Annotated in this window: 14 protein-coding genes; 5 read left to right on the top strand and 9 right to left on the bottom strand. The window is 61.2% G+C overall.

The annotated features are described in order from the left end of the window. Nucleotides 1–143: 143 nt before the first annotated feature. Together CYR55_RS07290 and CYR55_RS07285 are read left to right on the top strand one after the other, a co-directional pair. Entirely contained in the window at nucleotides 144–2,609 is a 2,466-nt protein-coding gene (locus tag CYR55_RS07290) for a membrane-bound PQQ-dependent dehydrogenase, glucose/quinate/shikimate family (protein WP_101815482.1), read from the top strand. Nucleotides 2,610–2,614: 5 nt separating this feature from the next. Then, nucleotides 2,615–3,745 carry an SMP-30/gluconolactonase/LRE family protein gene (locus tag CYR55_RS07285; protein WP_165699540.1) on the top strand — a complete coding sequence of 377 codons (1,131 nt, stop codon included), beginning with the start codon at nucleotides 2,615–2,617 and terminating at the stop codon, nucleotides 3,743–3,745. Between the two features lie 103 nt (nucleotides 3,746–3,848). Here the strand turns inward: CYR55_RS07285 and CYR55_RS07280 are convergent, their stop codons facing one another. The 9 genes from CYR55_RS07280 to ssuD form a co-directional block, all read right to left on the bottom strand. Further along, nucleotides 3,849–5,066, bottom strand: a complete 1,218-nt coding sequence (locus tag CYR55_RS07280; protein WP_101815480.1) for an acyl-CoA dehydrogenase family protein — start codon at nucleotides 5,064–5,066, stop codon at nucleotides 3,849–3,851. Next, nucleotides 5,063–6,523, bottom strand: coding sequence for an MFS transporter (locus tag CYR55_RS07275; protein WP_101815479.1), 1,461 nt, complete (start codon nucleotides 6,521–6,523; stop codon nucleotides 5,063–5,065). Before CYR55_RS07275 ends, CYR55_RS07280 begins: the two co-directional genes overlap by 4 nt. Before the next feature lie 173 nt (nucleotides 6,524–6,696). Then, entirely contained in the window at nucleotides 6,697–7,572 is an 876-nt protein-coding gene (locus CYR55_RS07270) for a MetQ/NlpA family ABC transporter substrate-binding protein (protein ID WP_101815478.1), read from the bottom strand. A 2-nt stretch (nucleotides 7,573–7,574) separates the two neighbouring features. Beyond that, nucleotides 7,575–8,276, bottom strand: a complete 702-nt coding sequence (locus CYR55_RS07265) for a methionine ABC transporter permease (RefSeq protein WP_101815477.1) — start codon at nucleotides 8,274–8,276, stop codon at nucleotides 7,575–7,577. After that, a complete protein-coding gene (locus CYR55_RS07260) occupies nucleotides 8,273–9,292 on the bottom strand; it encodes a methionine ABC transporter ATP-binding protein (RefSeq protein WP_101815476.1) in 1,020 nt (339 codons plus the stop codon). Before CYR55_RS07260 ends, CYR55_RS07265 begins: the two co-directional genes overlap by 4 nt. Then, nucleotides 9,289–10,701 carry an LLM class flavin-dependent oxidoreductase gene (locus CYR55_RS07255; RefSeq protein ID WP_101815475.1) on the bottom strand — a complete coding sequence of 471 codons (1,413 nt, stop codon included), beginning with the start codon at nucleotides 10,699–10,701 and terminating at the stop codon, nucleotides 9,289–9,291. Before CYR55_RS07255 ends, CYR55_RS07260 begins: the two co-directional genes overlap by 4 nt. 94 nt (nucleotides 10,702–10,795) lie before the next feature. Beyond that, complete coding sequence (locus CYR55_RS07250) at nucleotides 10,796–12,199, bottom strand: FAD/NAD(P)-binding protein (RefSeq protein ID WP_101815474.1); 1,404 nt, start codon at nucleotides 12,197–12,199, stop codon at nucleotides 10,796–10,798. Next, nucleotides 12,192–13,298 carry a dimethylsulfone monooxygenase SfnG gene (gene sfnG / locus CYR55_RS07245; RefSeq protein ID WP_101815473.1) on the bottom strand — a complete coding sequence of 369 codons (1,107 nt, stop codon included), beginning with the start codon at nucleotides 13,296–13,298 and terminating at the stop codon, nucleotides 12,192–12,194. The genes CYR55_RS07250 and sfnG overlap by 8 nt, the downstream gene beginning before the upstream one ends. 67 nt (nucleotides 13,299–13,365) lie before the next feature. After that, nucleotides 13,366–14,523, bottom strand: coding sequence for an FMNH2-dependent alkanesulfonate monooxygenase (ssuD, locus tag CYR55_RS07240; protein WP_101815472.1), 1,158 nt, complete (start codon nucleotides 14,521–14,523; stop codon nucleotides 13,366–13,368). Between the two features lie 276 nt (nucleotides 14,524–14,799). On the opposite strand from ssuD, the gene CYR55_RS07235 reads away from it, so the two are divergent. The 3 genes from CYR55_RS07235 (at nucleotide 14,800) to CYR55_RS07225 (ending at nucleotide 19,529) form a co-directional block, all read left to right on the top strand. Continuing rightward, the gene (locus CYR55_RS07235; RefSeq protein ID WP_101815471.1) at nucleotides 14,800–16,701 is read left to right on the top strand and encodes a sigma-54-dependent Fis family transcriptional regulator; all 1,902 of its coding nucleotides are present in this window, start codon (nucleotides 14,800–14,802) and stop codon (nucleotides 16,699–16,701) included. Nucleotides 16,702–17,003: 302 nt separating this feature from the next. Further along, nucleotides 17,004–17,741: a gluconate 2-dehydrogenase subunit 3 family protein gene (locus CYR55_RS07230; RefSeq protein WP_101815470.1), complete on the top strand. Its 738-nt coding sequence runs from the start codon at nucleotides 17,004–17,006 to the stop codon at nucleotides 17,739–17,741. 3 nt (nucleotides 17,742–17,744) lie between these two features. After that, nucleotides 17,745–19,529, top strand: a complete 1,785-nt coding sequence (locus tag CYR55_RS07225; protein WP_101815469.1) for a GMC family oxidoreductase — start codon at nucleotides 17,745–17,747, stop codon at nucleotides 19,527–19,529. The last annotated feature ends 2 nt before the right edge of the window (nucleotides 19,530–19,531 follow it).

The raw sequence follows: 19,531 nt of genomic DNA, 5'->3' as shown, positions 1-19,531 counted from the left end.
CGGTCAATCTAGCCAACGAATTTGTTAAATGAAAGTTAATTTTTCTTAAACAAAAAAAGTGCGCATAACGTTAATAATAGAGAGTCAGATTCTTTCCGCCCTTTATGGGCGACTTATTATTAACTACATGATGGTACAGAAAGATGGAAAAAAATGGCAAGCAGATCCCGTCTAAAACAGCGCGGATCTTATTTGGCCTTTTCAGTCTGTTCGTAGGGTTATCAGGAATAGCACTTATCTATGGTGGTGTGAATCTCATTGGCGCAGGAGGCAGCGTCTCTTTCCTTATTATCGGCGTCGTAATGGTCATCTTAGCCTGGCTGCTGTTTACACGAAAATGGCTTGCTGTCTGGGTCAACGCCGGCCTGATAGCAGGGTCATTATTATGGGCGCTTTATGAAGTTAAATTGGATGGATGGGCATTAATCCCACGGCTGGACTGGCCGGTATTATTTGGCTTGATCATGCTTTGCCTGACGCCTTTCGCCAAACATTACTTTACCCGTTTTAGCCGGAAGGCGTGGTATTTGCTCACGGTGATTCCGGTTGTTACCTGTTTTGCCCTGGTGCTGGTGCCGCTGTTAAACCCGTCATCCATTCATCTGGCTGACGCGGGGAAAAAGGCAGACGGCGCGGCAGGCGCATTTTCTACAGGCACGGTGGATTCCCCGGATCATAATATCGCGGCTAACCACGATGAAACCAACTGGACGGCGTATGCCGGCTCTAACCTGTCAAACCATTATTCACCGGCTAATTTAATTACGCCCGATAATGTGAGCCATCTGGTGAAAGCCTGGGAATTCCATACCGGGGATTTACCCGCGCCCGGTGACAAAACCGAATATCTGAATGAGAACACGCCGCTGAAAGTCGGCAATAGTGTGTATGTGTGCACACCAACTCAACAAGTAATTGCGCTGGATGCTGCCAGCGGTCAGGAAAAGTGGCGCTTTGATCCGCATGCGGATAAAAAAGCGCTGTTTACTGCCGGCGCTTACTGCCGTGGCGTGGCGTACTTTGAGAGAGCCGACGTCCCTGCGGGCGCAGCCTGCCATGCCCGGGTCCTTTGGGGTGTGACCGGCGGGCGTCTGGCCGCCGTTGATGCAGAAACCGGCAAGTTGTGTGAAGACTTCGGCGACCAGGGCTACGTTGACCTGAAGAAAGGCATTGGTGATTTCACACCGGGTTACTTCGGTAATACCTCGGCCCCGATTGTGGTGCGTGGGAAAGTCATCATCGGCCATATGGTCCGCGACGGCCAGGACCGCTATGCGCCCTCCGGCGTTGTCCGCGCTTATGATGCCGTCACCGGTAAATTCGCCTGGGCATGGGATTTAGGGCGTCCGGGTATCACCTCTGAGCCAGGCCCCAATGAGCACTATACGCCCGGCACCCCTAACGTATGGGCACCGATGTCCGCAGATGACAAGCTGGGCCTGGTCTATATGGGCACCGGTAACGCGGCCGGTGACTTTTACGGTACTGAGCGCACACCGGCAGAAGAGGAATACACGGCGTCACTGGTCGCGGTGGATGCCGAAACCGGGCAGGTCAAATGGCATTTCCGCACGGTAAACCATGACCTGTGGGACTTTGACATCGGCCCGCAGCCCAATCTGGTCGACTGGCCTACCCCACAGGGTGTCCGCCCGGCAGTGATTCAGGCCACAAAATCAGGCCAGATCTTTGTTCTTGACCGTGAAACCGGTAAACCATTGATGCCGGTAAAAGAGCTGCCGGTTCCCCAGGGCGCGGATGGCGGCAACTGGACGGCCAAAACCCAGCCTTTCTCGGTTGATATGCCGAATACCGTGGGCGCGCCAAGCAAAAAAGCCGAGGTACTTGACGAGCGCGTAGCCTGGGGGATGACGCCCTTCGACATGTTGGCGTGTCGTGTTCAGTTCAAAAAAGCCCGCTATGACGGCATGTACACCCCGCCGATGCTGGGCGGCACCATCGCCTACCCCGGCAACCATGGTGGCCTGAACTGGGGCGGACTCTCTGTTGATCTGCAACAGGGTGTGATGGTGATGAACACCAACCGCCTGCCGTATTACGAGCAACTCTTCACCCGTGATGAAATCAACAAGGCAGGCTCAAAATCCCTGAATGAGCACGGCCGTTCATTGGGCTATATGCCGCAGGTCGGGTTACCGGTAGGCGCGAAAAAAGCCCCGTGGCTTTCTGCCATCGGTGTGCCGTGTATCGCCCCGCCGTGGGGTTACCTGACCGGCATCGATCTGCATACCAAAGAGGTGGTCTGGCAGCGTCCGTTCGGTACCGGGTATGACTCCGGCCCGTTCAATATCCCTTCCCGTATCAAGCTGACCATGGGTACGCCGTCTGACAGCGGCGCGCTGACCACCGGCGGCGGTGTCACCATTATCGGGGCCGCGCTGGATAACTTCATGCGGGCGTTCGATACCCGGACCGGTGAGCAGCGTTGGGAGACGCGCCTGCCTGCAGGTGCCCAGGGCGCGCCGCTGACCTATGTGCAAAACGGCAAGCAGTATGTCGTCGCGGTAGTTGGAGGACATCAACGTCTTGGCACAAAACTGGGTGACAGCGTGATTGCCTGGACACTTCCTGACAACAAGAAGGAATAATGGTCATGCATAAAACACTAACATTGTCCGCGGGTCTGGTTATGGGTGCGCTGTTCAGCGCCCCTTCCTTCGCCACCGGCGGGAAAACCGAATCCCCACTGCCCACAGGGCCGGTGAAGCTTGAGCGTATTGCTTATTTTCCTGAGCAGCAGATTACCGGCGTCGCGGTGACCCACAGCGGCCGCATTTTTGTGAGTCTGCCCCGGTTAAGCCAGGACGTACCGGTAACGTTAGGTGAAGTGGTGGACGGTAAGATCACGCCCTACCCCGATACAGCATGGAATGGTTACCGCAGCCAGGCGTCGGAACATAACGACCCGCAGCACCAGTTTGTGTCAGCCCAGGCAGTGGTGATGGACCACCAGGGCATGTTATGGGTGCTGGATGCCGCTGCGCCGAACCGGACCGGGCCCATTGTGGAGGGCGTTAAGTTAGTCCAGATTGATCCGTCGACGAACAGCATTAAGCGGGTGTTCCGGTTTGACCCCAGCATCACCCAGCCGGGCAGCTCGTTAAATGATGTGCGTTTCAGCCCGGATGATCGTTTCGCGTATTTAACCAACGTGGGGAAAACCGGCGGGCTGGCGGTGGCTGATTTAAAAACCGGCCGATCCTGGAACGTCCTGCTGGGCGATCGCTCGACGCAATCGGAAGGCGTGCAGTTAACTAAAAACGGTAAGCCGTTAATGACGCCGGATGGCAAGAAGCTTGAGCTGAACGCGGATGGTATTGAGATTTCGCCTGATGGGAAAACCCTCTACTGGCAGGCGCTGACCGGCAAAACGCTCTACAGCCTGCCGACAGCGGTTTTGCAGAGTGAAGAGAAAGCGAAACACGCAGTGCCGGACGTGGCAGCCCATACCCACGCGGCAGATGGTTTATGGATTGACCGCGCCGGGCGGTTTTACGTCTCCTCACCAGGCGAAAATGCAATTGAGGTGGCCGATCACGTTGGCGCGCCGCTTAAAAAACTCGTCAAGGATGAGGCCATGCGCTGGCCGGACAGCTTTGCGCAGGATAAGGCCGGCAATCTGTATATTTCTGCCAGTTTTATCGGCGACAGCCCCTGGTTTGACCCGACGGCAAAAACCACGCCCAGCGCCATCTTCAAAATTTCTCCTGCTAAAGCAGAGTGATGTGATGACCTGAACCGGCTCAGCCCCACGTTTTAGCGTGGGGCTGAGTATCAGAATCTATGCGGTAAACATCCCTTTCTGCGTCCGGAATAGCCCGCTTTGTTTACCCGCCGTTGCCAATCTGCCAGACAAAAACCGGCTCCTTGCCGTTCACTTCCCAGTCCCCCACGTTGCGGATTTTATAGATCACCGGGTTATGTGACGCGACCGTGCGCGCATTACGCCAGTGGCGATCCAGCGCCTTGCTCAGCCGGGTATCTGACGCGCCCAGCGCATTGAACAGCTCGGTGGCAGCGCGCGGCACCAGGTCGCTGGCGATCGCCTGCGCTTTGGCGGCATCAATCTCTGCCGCTATGTTCAGCGCCTGTTTCAGCGCCTCATCCCCGGACAGATGCGCCTCATACGCCTGTTGCAGCGAGTGCGTGGCCTGCAACACCGTGGCTTCGGTGGCGAACGCCCAGGAGGAGATCTGCCCGACCACCTGCAACACCTGCGCATCGTTTCGTACCTGCCCGGCGTTGCCGTGGCTGTAAACCCGGCGGCGCTGCTGCACCTCCTCTTTCACGTCCCGCAACACTGCCCGCGCAATCCCGGCCAGCGTCGCCAGCAACACATGCTGATAAAACGCGGTCTGGTAGCGGAACCGCTCCGCGAAGTCATACACATGATCCTGCTCCACCTGCGCTGCCTTAAACCGGGTGGTGCCGCTGCCGGTCAGCCGCTGGCCGAAGCCGTCCCAGTCATCCAGGCGTTCCACCGCGGCCTGATGGGTGCTGACCAGCGCAATCACCGCGCCGCCGGTATCGCTGCGCTCCGCGAACACATCGATCCAGTCAGCAAACAGGGTGCCGGTGCTGTAAAACTTCTCGCCGTCCAGCTGCCATCCCTCGCCCTGCGGGGTGACTTTGGTGTTCACCTCGCCGAGTTTGACATTGCCGATCTCCGTCCAGCCGCTGCCGACAATCTCGCCGTCAATAAAACGCCGGAACCAGCGATCGCGCGCCGGGGAGTCCGGCTGGTTAAGCTGGTCTTCCACAAACGCCACATGCGCCCGCAGGGCCTGCGGCAGGTTGGAATCCGCCTCCGCCAGTTCAATCAGCAGGCTGAACAGCTGCGGCAGGGAGGCCCCAAACCCGCCTTTCTCCTGCGGAATACGCACCGTGCCGAACCCCGCCTCTTTCAGCCACTGGATCGGGGCCACCGGCAGCGTGCGTTGATGTTCGCGCTCCCGCGCGCCTTCGGCAATGCGGGCAAACACCGGGCGGAAGCGTGCCGCCAGCGCCGCGTAGTCAGTACCGGTTGAGAGTAATGGCGTGCTCATAAAGATTCCCCTTCAGGTTGGTGATCGTCAATGTCATGGCGGGTCGGCTCAAAACGCACCACCAGCAGAAAAATAATCGGGATGATGGCGCTGAGCGACACCACCCAGAACATGTTGGTACCCAGTGACGCTTTCAGAATCGGCAGGACAAACAGCGCCAGCGCACTGCCGATGCCGGACAGCGAGCGGCTGAACCCCACGCCGGTGGCGCGGATCGAGGTCGGGTAAGAGAGTGCCGGGTAGATCATCAGCTGTGCGCCGGGGCCGAACCCTTCAGCAAACAGCCAGAGGCCCAGCATCAGCACCGCAAAGCCGATGCCCAGTGCGGCCTGCGGGTGGCCAATCAGCGCCAGCGCCACCAGCGCAATAAATTGCAGGGCAAACCCGGCAATCGCCACGTGGCGTGACGGGTATTTCCACGCCAGCCGCATCCCGAGCAGCCCGCCGGTAAAGGCAAACAGCGCATTCAGCCCCAGCGAGGCGGAGATGGTTTCAAACACCCCGGCACCCAGGAACTGCGCCAGAATTGACGGCAGGAAGAAGGCGATGGCGGTGTACTCGAAGGAGATACAGACATTCATTACCCCGGCGACGATGGTGCGTTCGCGGTACGGCTTCTCAAACAGCACGCGGAAGCTGACCTTTGGCGCGGCCACTTTTTTCGCCTGCGGAACAGCGGGTTGTGCCTCATGGGCATGGATGCCGTAAGAGTCACGCAGGATGCGCACCGCCTCTTTCAGGTCGCCCTGGCTGGCGGCCCACAGCGGCGACTCATTCATAAACCGGCTGCGCACCGCGATGATCAGCAGCGCCGGCACCGCCCCGAACAGCAGCGAGGCGCGCCACAGCCAATCGAGATGCTGTTCCGGCAGCAGGAAATAGAGGCCGAAAATAATGAAGAAACAGACGGACGACGCGGCGTACCACATCGGGCACCAGGCCGCGAGCCGCGAGGCTTTATTGGCCTTGCCGCTGAATTTGGAGAACTCCGCCAGGTAGGCCATCGCTACCGGCAAGTCGATCCCCACGCCGATGCCCATCAGGAAACGGGCCCCGATCAGCACCCAGACGTTGGGGGCCAGCCCGGCGGCAATCGCTGAGACCACAAAGAACAGCATATCGGCCATAAACACCGAGTAGCGCCCATATTTGTCCGTGAGCCAGCCGCCGAGCAGGTTACCGACGATGGTGCCGATCATAATCGATGAGGTGACCAGCCCGGTCAGGGTGGGCGTCAGGCTGAACTCGCGCACCACATCATCAATACCGTAGGAGAGCGTGGTGAGGTCATAGGCGTCGAGAAACACCCCGCCCAGCGCCAGAAACACGATCATGCGGGCATAGCTGTTTTTGTCACTGCGGGTGTTAATCAACCGCGCCACGTCACTGGCAGAGCTGACCGGCGCGGAGTGTGGCGGCGGCACCGCCAGGCTGTCATCTATCGGTATGGTGCTCATGGCATCCTCTTTTATTCAGGCAGGTGAGGAGACCGTTATAAAAGTTACCGGCTGACATCACAAACAACAAAAACTGCTTTTAAATGCTGATAATTCAAAAAGATAACCTGAATTTCACCCAACAGGAAAACCGGGTCAGCCTGCGCGGACCCGGTCAGGGAAAACCAGAAAACTTACTGGGCGGAGACCGGCACCAGCACCCCTTTCACCAGCGGATCGTCGGTTTCACGCAGCCACGTCTGCACCCGGGGGTCAGCAAATGCCTGCTGAAGTTTTGCGATGGCCTCCTCCTTCAGGTAAGGCGTGCCGATCACCAGCTGCGAGGCGAAAGTCTTTGGTGCCGGCGGGAACAGGATGCCCTTGTCACGCGGCACTTTACCGGCGTCAAACTGCGAGACATAGCCAATCGCCGCATCCACCGAGTTCAGGGCGCGCGGCATGGTCAGCAGGTCCAGCTCCTTGAAGACGAACTTGTGCGGGTTCTCGCGGATGTCCCGGAGCTTCGCAGTACGCGGCTCAACCGCCGGGTCCAGGCCAATCAGACCGATGCGTTGCAGCAGCCATAATGCCTGGCCCTGGTTTGCGCCATCGTTCGGCACCACAATCTCTGCCCCCTGCGGCAGCGCCTGAATCGAGGGGTAGCGGTCGGAGTAAATGCCGAACGCCCACTGGAACACCGGCTGAACCGGCGTCAGTTTGAAGCCGTTGGCCTCCACCACCTGTTTCAGCCACCACTGGTGCTGGTAAATCGTGGCGGCATACTGGCCATCAGCCACCGCCCGGTCAGCCTGCACCGGGTCCTGCAACCCGGTTGCCACCAGCGTCAGGCCGTAATCCGGTGCAATATGCTCACCGATGTACTGGATCAGGTGCTCCTCCCCGGCCATCGCCGGTTCGAAATGGATTTTCAGCGTATTGCCGAACGTGGCCTGTTGCTGCTGCCCGGCGTGCAGGTGCCAGGCGGCTCCGGCGGCGGCCGCCACCACGACCACGGCCACCAGCCACGGCCAGCGCCTCTTTTTCGCAATGCTAAAACCTGGGTTTGCCATGATTATTTTGCTTCCTGATGAGGTTGTAAGGCGGCAACCAAACGGTCGCCAATCAATTGAATTAACTGGATAGTCACAATCAACACCACGATGGTGGCGATCATGATGTGGTTATCAAAGCGCTGGTAGCCATACACCACCGCCAGATAGCCGATGCCGCCTGCGCCGATGGTACCGGCAATCGCGGAGTACTCAATCATGGCGATCAGGTTAAGGGTGATGGCGGCCACCAGCGCGGGCAGCGCCTCGCTCAGCTGGGCGCGGGTGATGATCTGCCAGTATGAGCCGCCGGAGACCAGCCCGACCGCCGTGACGTCCGGCGGCAGTTCGCGCAGGGCGTTTTCCACCAGCCGGCCAAAGAACGGCACCCCGGCGACCACCATCGGGATAATCGCGGCGGGGATGCCGATGGTGGTGCCGGTCAGCCAGAAGGTGAACGGGATGATGGCGGCCATCAGCACCAGAAACGGCAGCGAACGGCCGATATTCACCAGCCAGCCCAGCGTGCGGTTGATCGCCGGTTGCGGAAACAGCCCGCGCGCCGAGGTATTGAACAGCACCACGCCGACCGCGCCGCCAATCGAGACCACCAGCAGCATCACAATGCCGACCATCAGCCAGGTTTCGCCATACGCGGGCAGCATCAGCTGGCCGATCTGATCCCAGGGGGTGTCCTGACTCATAACCTCTGCGGAGACGGTCATATCGCCTCCTGCCAGGCCGGTGCACTGCCGAGAAGTTCGGCGGATAGCCCCAACTGGTGCAGTTGCTGAATCAGGGACTGTGCCGCTACCGGTGCCTCATTAAAGCGCACCGCGATGCGCATCCGCCCCGCCTGCCGGTCGCCAATCAGCTCAACGTGCCCGCCCAGCAGATCGATATGCAGATTGAACTGGCGACTCAGGCGGCTGATCCAGTCGGTCGCCACCGGCGCATGGGTGCCGTAGGTGACCTGCAACAGCAGATCCCCGGCGGCATCCAGCGCCCGCAGGGGGAACAGCTGATCCCCCAGCAGGGAACCCGGTTGCGCCAGCAGGTCGCGCACCTGGCCCTGTTGCACCAGCCGGCCATCGCGGATCTCCGCCACCGCATCCGCCGCACTGCGCACCACGTCCATCTCATGGGTGATCAGAATGATCGACAGGCCGAAGGTGTCGCGCAGTTGCGTCAATAGCTGCAGAATCGCTGTGGTCGAGGCCGGATCAAGGCCGGAGGTCGCTTCATCCGCCAGCAACACCGAGGGTTTCAACGCCAGTGCGCGTGCAATGCCGACGCGCTGGCGCTGGCCGCCTGACAGCTGCGCCGGGTAGCGATCCGCTTTATCACTCAGCCCGACACTCTCCAGCAGCGCGCCGACATGCTGTTTGATCTCATGCGGTACCACGCCCAGGTACTCCAGCGGCAGCGCCACATTCTGCCAGGCGGTTTTGCGCTGCAGCAGCGCAGAACTCTGGAACACCGTGCCAACCGCCCGGCGTTCACGGCGCAGCGCCTCGCCGGTCAGCAGCGACAGATCCTGGCCATTCACCCGGATACTGCCGCGGGTGGGTTTTTCCAGCAGGCTGATGCACTTCGCCAGCGTCGATTTACCGGCCCCGCTCGGCCCGACGATGGCCGTAATCCCACCCGCCGGGACGCGCAGCGAAATCCCTTTCAGCACCTCGGTCACCGCCCCGGAACGGCTGCGATACGCTTTATGCAGGTTATCGATCTCAATCATGATACCCCCGCTGCCGGCTCCTGCGTGACGCCGTCACGTTGCGCCCGGCGATAGCCCGCGCCCGGGTGCGGCGCGGCCAGCCGTGGCCCCTGGCCGAAGAGTTTTTCGCGCATCGTGCCGGGGGCATAATCGCGCTTATAGACGCCGCGTTTTTGCAGCTCGGGGATCAGCAGTTCCACCACATCGGTAAAGGTCTCATGCGTGACGGCGTAGGCCAGGTTGAAGCCGTCTACGTCTGTCTCTTCCACCCAGCTTTGCAGTTCATCGGCCACCGTTTCCGCACTGCCCACCAGCAGCGGGCCAAAGCCGCCGATGCCGACCCAGTCCGCCAGCGCCTGCACCGTCCACTGGCGGTTTGGGTCAGCGGTTGAGAAGGTTTCCACCGCCGACTGAATGGCATTGGTGTGCAGGTGTTTCAGCACCTGATCCGGCGTGTACTGGCCGAAATCGATGCCGGTCCAGCCGGAGATCAGCGCCAGCGCGCCCTCATAGCTGACGTAAGATTTATACTCCTGCCATTTGGCCTGCGCCTGTTTGTCGGTTTCACCGACGATCACCGTTTGCAGGTTGAAAATCAGCACGCTGCGCGGGTCGCGCCCCGCTTCAGCCGCGCGGCGGCGGATGTCCGCCACCGTCTTTTTCAGCAGCACTTTGGACGGCACGGCGACAAACACACACTCGGCATGTTCTGCGGCGAACTGCTTGCCACGGCTCGATGCCCCGGCCTGATAGAGCACCGGCGTACGCTGCGGTGAAGGTTCACACAGGTGCATCCCCGGCACCTGGAAGAAAGTACCCTGATGGTTAATCGGGTGGATTTTGGCCGGATCGCTGAATATGCGGCGTTCGCGGTCACGCAGCACTGCGCCCTCTTCCCAGCTTCCTTCCAGCAGTTTGTAGACCACCTGCAAATACTCATCGGCATAGTCATAGCGCGCATCGTGGTCGCTCTGCGCCTGATGGCCGAGGTTGCGCGCACCGCTCTCCAGATAGGAGGTGACGATGTTCCAGCCAATGCGCCCTTTGGTGAGGTGGTCCAGCGTGGAGAGGCGGCGGGCAAAGGGGTAAGGGTGCTCGAACGAGAGCGAGGCGGTCAGGCCGAACCCGAGGTGCTCCGTCACCAGCGCCATCGGGGTGATCAGCGCCAGCGGGTCGTTCACCGGCACCTGCGTTGCCTGCCGGATGGCGGCATCGCCGCTGCCGTTGAGCACGTCATACACCCCCAGTACATCGGCAATAAACAGGCCGTCAAACTTGCCGCGCTCCAGCAGGCGCGCCAGATCGGTCCAGTACGCCAGATCCTTGTACTCCCAGGAGCGGTCGCGCGGGTGCGCCCATAAGCCGGGGGACTGGTGGCCGACGCAGTTCATATCAAACGCATTCAGGCGGATTTCACGTTTTTGGGACAAGGGTAATGGCTGGGTCATCTTTTTTCTCCAAAAGGCTCCCGCCGGGCCGGTTGGCCCGCATTGGGAGGGAATCAATAAGGGGGAAAATCAGAAATTAGCGTGAGGCCGGACATCGCCGGGTCGGGGTCAGGGTATGCAGCAGGCGGCGCGCCACCGCTTCGGCATGTTCCGCCACCTGCGGCAGCCCCATCAGTTCACCAAACCGGCCGCGTGCCGCCGGGCCGGCCACCAGCAGGTGCGGGTTGGCCTCGCCTTGCCGGTTCAGGGTTTCTGCCTGTTCATTGACCAGAATGCCCAGCCCCAGCGGATCGGCCTGTACCACACCCTGCTGTGCCAGCTGGTGCAACAGCGGCTGGCTCTCCAGCAGTGCGCCGTGCGCCGGGCCGGTGGTGACGATCACCCGGTCAACCTGTAAGGGTTCGTTACCGCCGTGGCGGTGTTGCAGGATCAGGGAGGCGGCCTCCCCGTCCGGCGCAATCTGTTTCAGCCGTGCGGCCAGCACCTGCAACCGGCCTTGTGCCTGAGCCTCCGCGATAACCGCCGCCACCTGCGGCGCGATGCGGTAACGGTGCACGTCCCACCAGGGGCGCAGGTGGCGCAAAAACCGCTGCTGATCCGCCAATGACAGCGACGGCCAAATCTGCTGGCCATGCGCCCGCACATCATCCAGCACCGCCTGCCAACTGATGCCCTGCTCCGCTGCGGCGGCGATCTCCTGCCGGGTGCGCCGCAGCCAGCCGCGCAGGGAGAGCGTCGGCAATGCCGGCGACCGCAGCGGCCACGGCGCGTAATCCCCGCGTGCATTGGGGCGCGGCAGCAGGCCACGGCGTGAAAAGGCGGTGATCGGCCCGCGATGGCCGCGCCGGTGCAGTGACGCCACCACGTCCGCCATGCTCAGGCCGGTGCCGATGATCGCCACCCGATCGCGCCCGCCGATGCTGTCGAAGGCACCCGGCTGCCAGGGATCGGCGATCAAGGACGGGTGCCGCGCCAGCGCCTGTGCCACTGCACCGGGCACGGCGGGGGGCGGGTGGCTGATGGCCAGCACCACCGCATCAGCCCGCAGCTGAACCCCACCGGCGGTCTCTACCGTATGGCCGTGCAGGCGTGTTGCCCGGTCATGCAGGTGGCGCAGGGTGGAGGGCGTGGTGGTGGCCGCCTCAAGGAATTTCTCCGCCACATAGCGGCCAAACGCCGATCGCTGCGGGTAGAGTTTGCCGTCTTCCCAGCGTGCGCCGGGGTCGTCCGCAAAGGCCGGGCTGCTTTGGTACCAGCGCTCAAAATCGCCCTGTTCTTCCGCCGACAGGAACATCCGCCCGGCGGGCACATTGATACGGTGCGCCGGGTCTTGCGCCGAGTAGGCCACGCCGTGGCCGGGCAGCGGGCGCGGCTCGACCAGCGTGATCTCCAGCCCTTCCGGGCTGAGGCGTGCCAGATGGATAGCCAGCGCCGTGCCGGTAAAGCCCCCGCCGACAATCACCACCCGTGGCTTAGCCATGTTCAGCCACCGCCTGCTGTTGCCGCTCCAGCGCCCGCACCAGCGGCAGCACTTCACGGCCGAAATACTCCACCTCTTCCTGAAAATGCAGGAAACCGAGCAGCATCAGGTCGGTACCGGCATTTTTATAGGCGATGATGCGTTCTGCAATCTGCTGCGGCGTGCCGATCAGGTTGGTTTTGAACCCGTCGTTGTATTGCACCAGATCGTCCAGCGTCGAGGCCGCCCAGTTGCCCTCACCTTCCGGCGAGGCACGGCCGGCATTCTGCACCTCATGGTGGAAGCCCTGCACCGCCGCCGGATCGGCCTGATCGAGGATCTGTTGCAGCACCTGTTGCGCCTCCTGTTCACTGTCACGGGCGATAACAAAGCCATTCACGCCAATCTTCACCCGATGGCCGTTATCCTGGGCTTTGGCCTGGATGTCCTCAATCTGGCGGCGGATATTCTCCACGCTGTTGCCGTTGGTGAAGTACCAGTCCGAGACGCGTGCCGCCATGTCCCGCGCGGCCCGCGAACTGCCGCCCTGAAAAATTTCCGGCAACGGGTCGAGCGGCTTGGGTTTCATCACATAGTCGCGGTAGCGGTAAAAATCCCCGGCGAAGGTAAAGCTCTCCTGTTGCCAGATCCCCCGCAGGCAGCGGATAAACTCCTCGGAGCGCAGGTAACGCTCCTCATGGTCGAGCCAGGGTTCGCCGATCGCCTTGAACTCGCCGCGGAACCAGCCGCTGACAATGTTTACCGCAATACGCGCCTGGCTGAGGTGGCTGATGGTGGCGATCTGCTTGGCCGCCAGCGTCGGGTTCCAGGGGCCGGGCAGCAGCGCGGCGATCACTTTCAGCCGTGTTGTCGCGCCCAGCAGTGCCTGTGAGAAGGCCACCGACTCATGCTGGTTGTCCGCCCCGTAACCGGCGGTAAAGCGGATCTGGGTCAGCGCGTAGTCAAACCCCGCGCGTTCGGCGATCTGCGCCAGTGTGCGGTTGTACTCCGCATCCCAGCCGGTACGCTGCGGGATCTTACTGACCACCAGCCCACCGGAGACATTCGGCACCCAGTAGGCAAACTGGATAGGGGCATTAGGGTTCGTTTGCTCTGGCATCACAGGCTCCTTTGAAGGCAGATGAAAGTGGGCGTCTATTTACCCGGGCACTTATTCACCCAGGTATTTATTTCCCCGGACGCTTATCGCCGCCGATGGTTTCGCCAAACGGCCCGGTGTTGATGGTGCGCGCCCGCGGCTGGGCGGCGCTGTCCAGCGGCAGCAGCGGCATCACCAGCTCGGCAAAGCGGTGCGCCTCCTCCAGGTGCGGGTAACCGGAGAGGATGAAGTTCTCAATCCCCAGCGCCTGATATTCGCGGATGCGCTCGGCCACCTGCTCCGGGCTGCCCACCAGCGCGGTGCCTGCGCCGCCGCGCACCAGCCCGACGCCCGCCCACAAATTCGGGCCGATGCGTAACCCGTCACGCGAGCCCTGATGCAGTGCGCTCATGCGCGCCTGCCCGGTGGAATCCATCCGCGCAAAGATTTTCTGCGCGGCGGCGATGGTCTCTTCATCCACATGCGCGATCAGGCGGTCAGCGGCGGCCCACGCCTCCTCTTCGGTTTCCCGCACAATCACATGCAAGCGGATGCCGTAACTCAACGTGCGGCCACGCGCTTCCGCCCGCTGGCGCACCACGGCAATTTTTTCCGCCACCTGTGCCACCGGCTCGCCCCAGGTCAGGTAGCTGTCAATCTGCCCGGCGGCCACGTCGATTGCTTCCGGCGAGGAGCCGCCGAAGTAGAGCGGCGGGCCATTTTCCTGCACCGGCGGGAACAGGATCTCCGCCCCTTCCACATGAATATGCTTGCCTTTGAAGTCCACTTTCTCGCCCTTGAGCAGGCGGGAGTAGACGTTAAGGAACTCCTCCGTGACTTCATAGCGTTCAGTATGGCTCAGGAAAATGCCGTCGCCTTTGTTCTCGACCGGGTCACCGCCGGTGACGACGTTGATCAGCAAACGCCCTTCGGAGAGCCTGTCCAGCGTCGCGGCCATGCGCGCCGCCAGGCTCGGTGGCTGCAAGCCGGGGCGCACGGCCACCAGGTAGCGCAGCCGCCGGGTAATCGGGGCCAGCGCGGAGGCCACCAGCCAGGAGTCCTCACAGCTTTTACCGGTTGGGATCAGCACGCCATAGTAGCCGAGGTTATCTGCGGCCAGCGCAACCTGTTGTAAATACTGTAAATCTACCGGGCGACCGCCCTGCGTGGTGCCGAGGTAACGGCCGTCGCCGTGGGTAGGTAAAAACCAAAAGACTTTGATGGTCCCGTCTGCTGCCTGGCTCATATGCGTTTCCTATATAACTATATCTGTTATTTATCGAATGAAGATTCGAGTTTGGTTATAAAAGAGAGAGCAGGATGCGTGCCACCTTTGCATAAAATATTTATGCTTTATCTTCAAAGACTTATTAGGAATTCCTGCGTACGGCGCTGCTGCAAATGCAACAAAGCAGCCGCACCGGCTGTTGCATTTGCAACTTTGGCGGCCCTTTCCCCCCTCGCCCTACCGGAGGCGCTGGGATAAGCTTTTCTCCCACCGCCGCTGCCAGGAGCCCTTACCATGCAAAGCCTGTTACCTTATGCCGCTGATAACCCGGTTCTGATTGATCCGGCGTCGATTGCCTTCCAGAGCGTGCTGGACAGGCTGGCCCCTACCGACGCCACGGTATTGATTGTCGGGGAGACCGGCACCGGCAAAGAGGTGGTGGCGCGTTACCTGCACCACCACAGCGCCCGGCGTCAGCAGCCTTTTCTGGCGGTGAACTGCGGTGCATTAAGCGAAACCCTGGCGGAAGCCGAACTCTTCGGGCATGAGAAAGGGGCGTTTACCGGCGCGGGCCAGCGCCAGCTGGGCTGGTTTGAGGCCGCCGAGGGCGGCACCCTGCTGCTGGATGAGATTGGTGAGCTGAGCCTGTCGTTACAGGTCAAGCTGCTGCGGGTGTTGCAGGAGCGCGAGATCACCCGCGTCGGTTCACGCCAGCCGGTGCGCATTAACGTGCGGGTGATTGCCGCGACCCATGTTGACCTGGCCCAGGCGATCCGTGACAAGCATTTCCGGGAAGATCTCTACTACCGGCTGAACGTCGCCGCCGTCACCCTGCCGCCGCTGCGCCGCCGCCGTGAGGACATCCCGGTGCTGGCGGCGCATTTCCTGTCTGTGTATGCCCGCCGCCTTGGCCGCCCGCAGATGCGGCTGTCGCCCGACGCGCTGGAGACCCTGATGGAATACCGCTGGCCCGGCAATGTGCGCGAGCTGGAAAACACCCTGCACAATGCGGTGCTGCTGAATAAAGAGAGCGTGATCACCCCCCAGCAACTGCGGCTGAACCAGGAAACCCCGGTGCCGCAGGCCGCCGCCGATGACGGGCTGGAAGGCTTCATCCGCCAGCAGCTGGCAGGCGGCACCACGCACCTGTTCCCGCGTATGGTGAATGCGCTGGTACGCCACGCGCTGGATGCCAGCGACGGCAACCAGATGCAGGCCGCCGCGCTGCTCGGCATCAGCCGCCATACGCTGCGTACCCACCTTGCCAACATGGGCATGATTAAAGGGCGCAGCAAAACGGCCCAGCCCGCGCCGGTGCGGCAGCCGGCCGGGCGCGAGTTGCGCATCGGGTATCAGAAGTTCGGCAACCTCGGCATTCTCAAGGCGCGGCAAAGCCTGGAGACGTTGTTCACCCAGCATGACGTCACGGTGCTGTGGAGCGAGTTCCCGGCCGGGCCGCAACTGTTGCAGGCGTTGCAGCATAATGAGATCGATTTCGGTACCACCGGCGAAGTACCGCCGATTTTCGCGCAAGCCGAGGGCAGCCCGCTAGTGTATGTGGCCTATGATCCGCCCGCGCCACAGAGCGTGGCGATGGTGGTCGCCCCACACAGCCCGGTGCGCACCCTGGCTGACCTGCGCGGCAAGCGGATTATGGTGAATAAAGGGTCGAATGTGCACTATCTGCTGGTGCAGATGCTGGATGAAGAGGGGTTAACGCTGGAGGATGTGCGCATTGTTTACGCCCCGCCCAAATACCCGCTGGCCCCCAGCGACTACCATGCGGCGGATGCCTGGATGATGTGGGACCCGCTGCTCAGTGACGCCGAGCGCAGCGGCACCCTGCGGGTGATTGCTGACGGCAGCCGCCGGGTGCTGAACCAGCAGTTTTATCTGGCGCGGCGTGACTACGCGAACCGTGCCGCAGATATTCTCCCGCTGCTGCTCAACGCCCTGCAACAGACCGGCCACTATATCGATACCGAGCGGGCGCAGGCTGCCCAACACCTTTCCAGCGAACTGGGGCTGCCTTCCCCCGCGCTGGAACAGGCGCTGGCGCGCCGCAGCCACCGTACCCAGCTGATGGACAACCAAGTGATCCGCGACCAGCAAACCATCGCCGACCGCTTCTACGCCCTCGGCCTGCTGCCCCGCCCGATCCACGTGCGCGAGGCGATTTGGCAGCCGGGCGGGTAAGCCGGGATTATCACCCTCATGCCCCCACACATTGCCCTGCAACCCAACAGGTTTTTTCAGAAAATCCCTGAAAAACCTGTCAGGGCAATTTTCCTATAACACTTCCTCGCGTTCCCCTCGCCTAACTGTTCCGGTTAACGCCTTTCCTTCCCAGCCACCGCGCCTTGTACATTTATTCACCGTAACCACCTAATTTGTAAGATTATATTTAATCCCTCTAAATGCAAAGAAAAGGTAAACAAATGAGAATTTAATGCGGGCTTGTTAATTTTTTGTATTACATAAGTAAGTGAGCGCAGTAAATGTCTAAACAATTTTCAGGAAACTCCCGCCGGGATTTCTTGTTGAAAACCATTACCCTGGCCCCGGCTGTGGCCCTCGGTGCCGGCGGGCTGGGTGCCTTAACTTCGCCAGGCAAAGCGGATGCTGCGGAAGATATCGCACCCGCTAACCAGAATGCCAAAGAGTACACCCCCACCTTCTTCACCCCGGAAGAGTTTGCCTTTATCAAGGCGGCGGTGGCACGCCTGATCCCGGCGGACGATCGCGGCCCCGGTGCGCTGGAAGCAGGGGCACCCGAATACATTGACCGCCAAATGTCGACCCCGTATGCAACCGGTTCCAACTGGTATATGCAGGGGCCGTTTAACCCGGATGCTGACCCGGCGCTGGGCTACCAGTTGCCGCTGGTGCCGCGGGATGTCTACCGCCTCGGCCTGGCCGAAGCGGATGCCTTTGCCAAAAAACAGCACGGCAAAGTCTTCGCGCAACTCACCACAGATCAACAGGATGCGTTGCTCGGCCTGATGGAAAGCGGTAAAGCGGACTTCACCCAGGTGCCGTCAAAAGTCTTCTTCTCCATCCTGCTGCAAAACACCCGTGAGGGCTTCTTCAGTGACCCGGTGCACGGCGGCAACCAGAATATGGTGGGCTGGAAATTGATCGGGTTCCCTGGTGCGCGGGCAGATTTTATGGACTGGGTAGAACGGGGCGAGCGTTACCCCTTCCCGCCGGTATCCATTCGTGGCGAGAGGGCGTAAGCAATGGCAAATGCAATGAAAAAAGTGGATGCAGTGATCGTCGGCTTCGGCTGGGCCGGGGCGATTATGGCAAAAGAGCTGACAGAAGCGGGGCTGAACGTGGTAGCACTGGAGCGCGGCCCGCACCGGGATACCTACCCGGACGGCGCTTACCCGCAGGTGATCGACGAGCTGACCTACAACATCCGCCGCAAGCTGTTCCAGGATCTCTCCAAAAGCACCGTGACCATCCGCCACAACAGCGGCCAGACCGCCCAACCCTATCGCCAGCTTGCTGCGTTCCTGCCTGGAACCGGTACCGGCGGCGCGGGGCTGCACTGGTCGGGCGTTCACTTCCGAATTGACCCGATGGAACTGCGGATGCGCAGCCACTACGAAGAGCGCTACGGCAAAAAGTTCATCCCGGAAGGCATGACCATCCAGGACTTCGGCGTCAGCTACGATGAGCTGGAACCCTACTTCGACAAGGCCGAGAAAGTGTTCGGCACCTCCGGCACCGCCTGGAGCGTCAAAGGCAAGGTTGTCGGCAACGGCAAAGGCGGCAACCCGTTCGCGCCTGACCGCTCCAGTGATTTCCCGCTGCCGGCGCAAAAACGCACCTTCTCCGCCCAGATGTTTGCGCAGGCGGCGGAAAGCGTGGGCTACCACCCTTATGATCTGCCCTCCGCCAACACCTCCGGCCCCTACACCAACCCGTATGGCGCACAGATGGGGCCGTGTAACTTCTGCGGTTATTGCAGCGGGTACGCCTGCTACATGTACTCCAAAGCCTCACCGAATGTGAACATCTGGCCGGCGCTGCGCCAGGAGCCGAAGTTTGAGCTGCGCGCCAACTCTTACGTGTTGCGCGTTAACCTGAGCGATGACAAAAAACGCGCCACCGGCGTGACCTACGTTGACGCCCAGGGCCGCCAGATTGAGCAACCGGCAGACATCGTGATCCTCGCCGCGTTCCAGTTCCATAACGTCCACCTGATGCTGCTCTCCGGCATCGGCAAGCCGTATGATCCGGTCACCAACGAGGGCGTGGTCGGCCGTAACTTCGCCTACCAGAACATCTCCACCATCAAGGCGTTCTTTGACAAAGACGTACACACCAACCCGTTTATCGGCGCGGGCGGTGCGGGCGTCGGGGTGGATGACTTCAACGCGGACAACTTCGACCACGGCAAATATGGCTTTGTCGGCGGGTCGCCGTTCTGGGTTAACCAGGCAGGCACCAAGCCGATCTCCGGCCTGCCGACCCGGCCGGGCACCCCCACCTGGGGCAGCAAGTGGAAAGCGGAAGTGGCGGACGTCTACACCCACCACCTGTCGATGGATGCCCACGGCGCGCACCAGTCCTACCGCACCAACTACCTGGATCTCGACCCGAACTACAAAGACATCCACGGCCAGCCGCTGCTGCGCATGACCTTCGACTGGCAGGACAACGACATCAAAATGTCGCAGTTCATGCATGACCGCATGCATAAGATTGCCGAAGCGATGAACCCGAAAGTGATTTCCGGCGCACCAAAACATGCGGGCCAGCATTTTGATACCACCGTGTACCAGACCACCCACATGAACGGCGGTGCGGTAATGGGCGAAGACCCGAAAACCAGCGCGGTGAACCGCTACCTGCAAAGCTGGGATGTGCACAACGTCTTTGTGCCGGGCGCGTCTGCGTTCCCGCAGGGGCTGGGGTATAACCCTACCGGCACCGTGGCCGCCCTGACCTATTGGTCAGCGCGTGCCATCCGCGATCAGTATCTGAAAAGCCCAGGCCCGCTGGTGCAGGCATAAGG

The sequence above is a fragment of the Chimaeribacter californicus genome, assembly GCF_002858675.1.
Taxonomy (GTDB): domain Bacteria; phylum Pseudomonadota; class Gammaproteobacteria; order Enterobacterales; family Enterobacteriaceae; genus Chimaeribacter; species Chimaeribacter californicus.
Note: the sequence above shows the minus strand (reverse complement) of the source record. Positions and strands in the feature narration are given on the sequence as shown.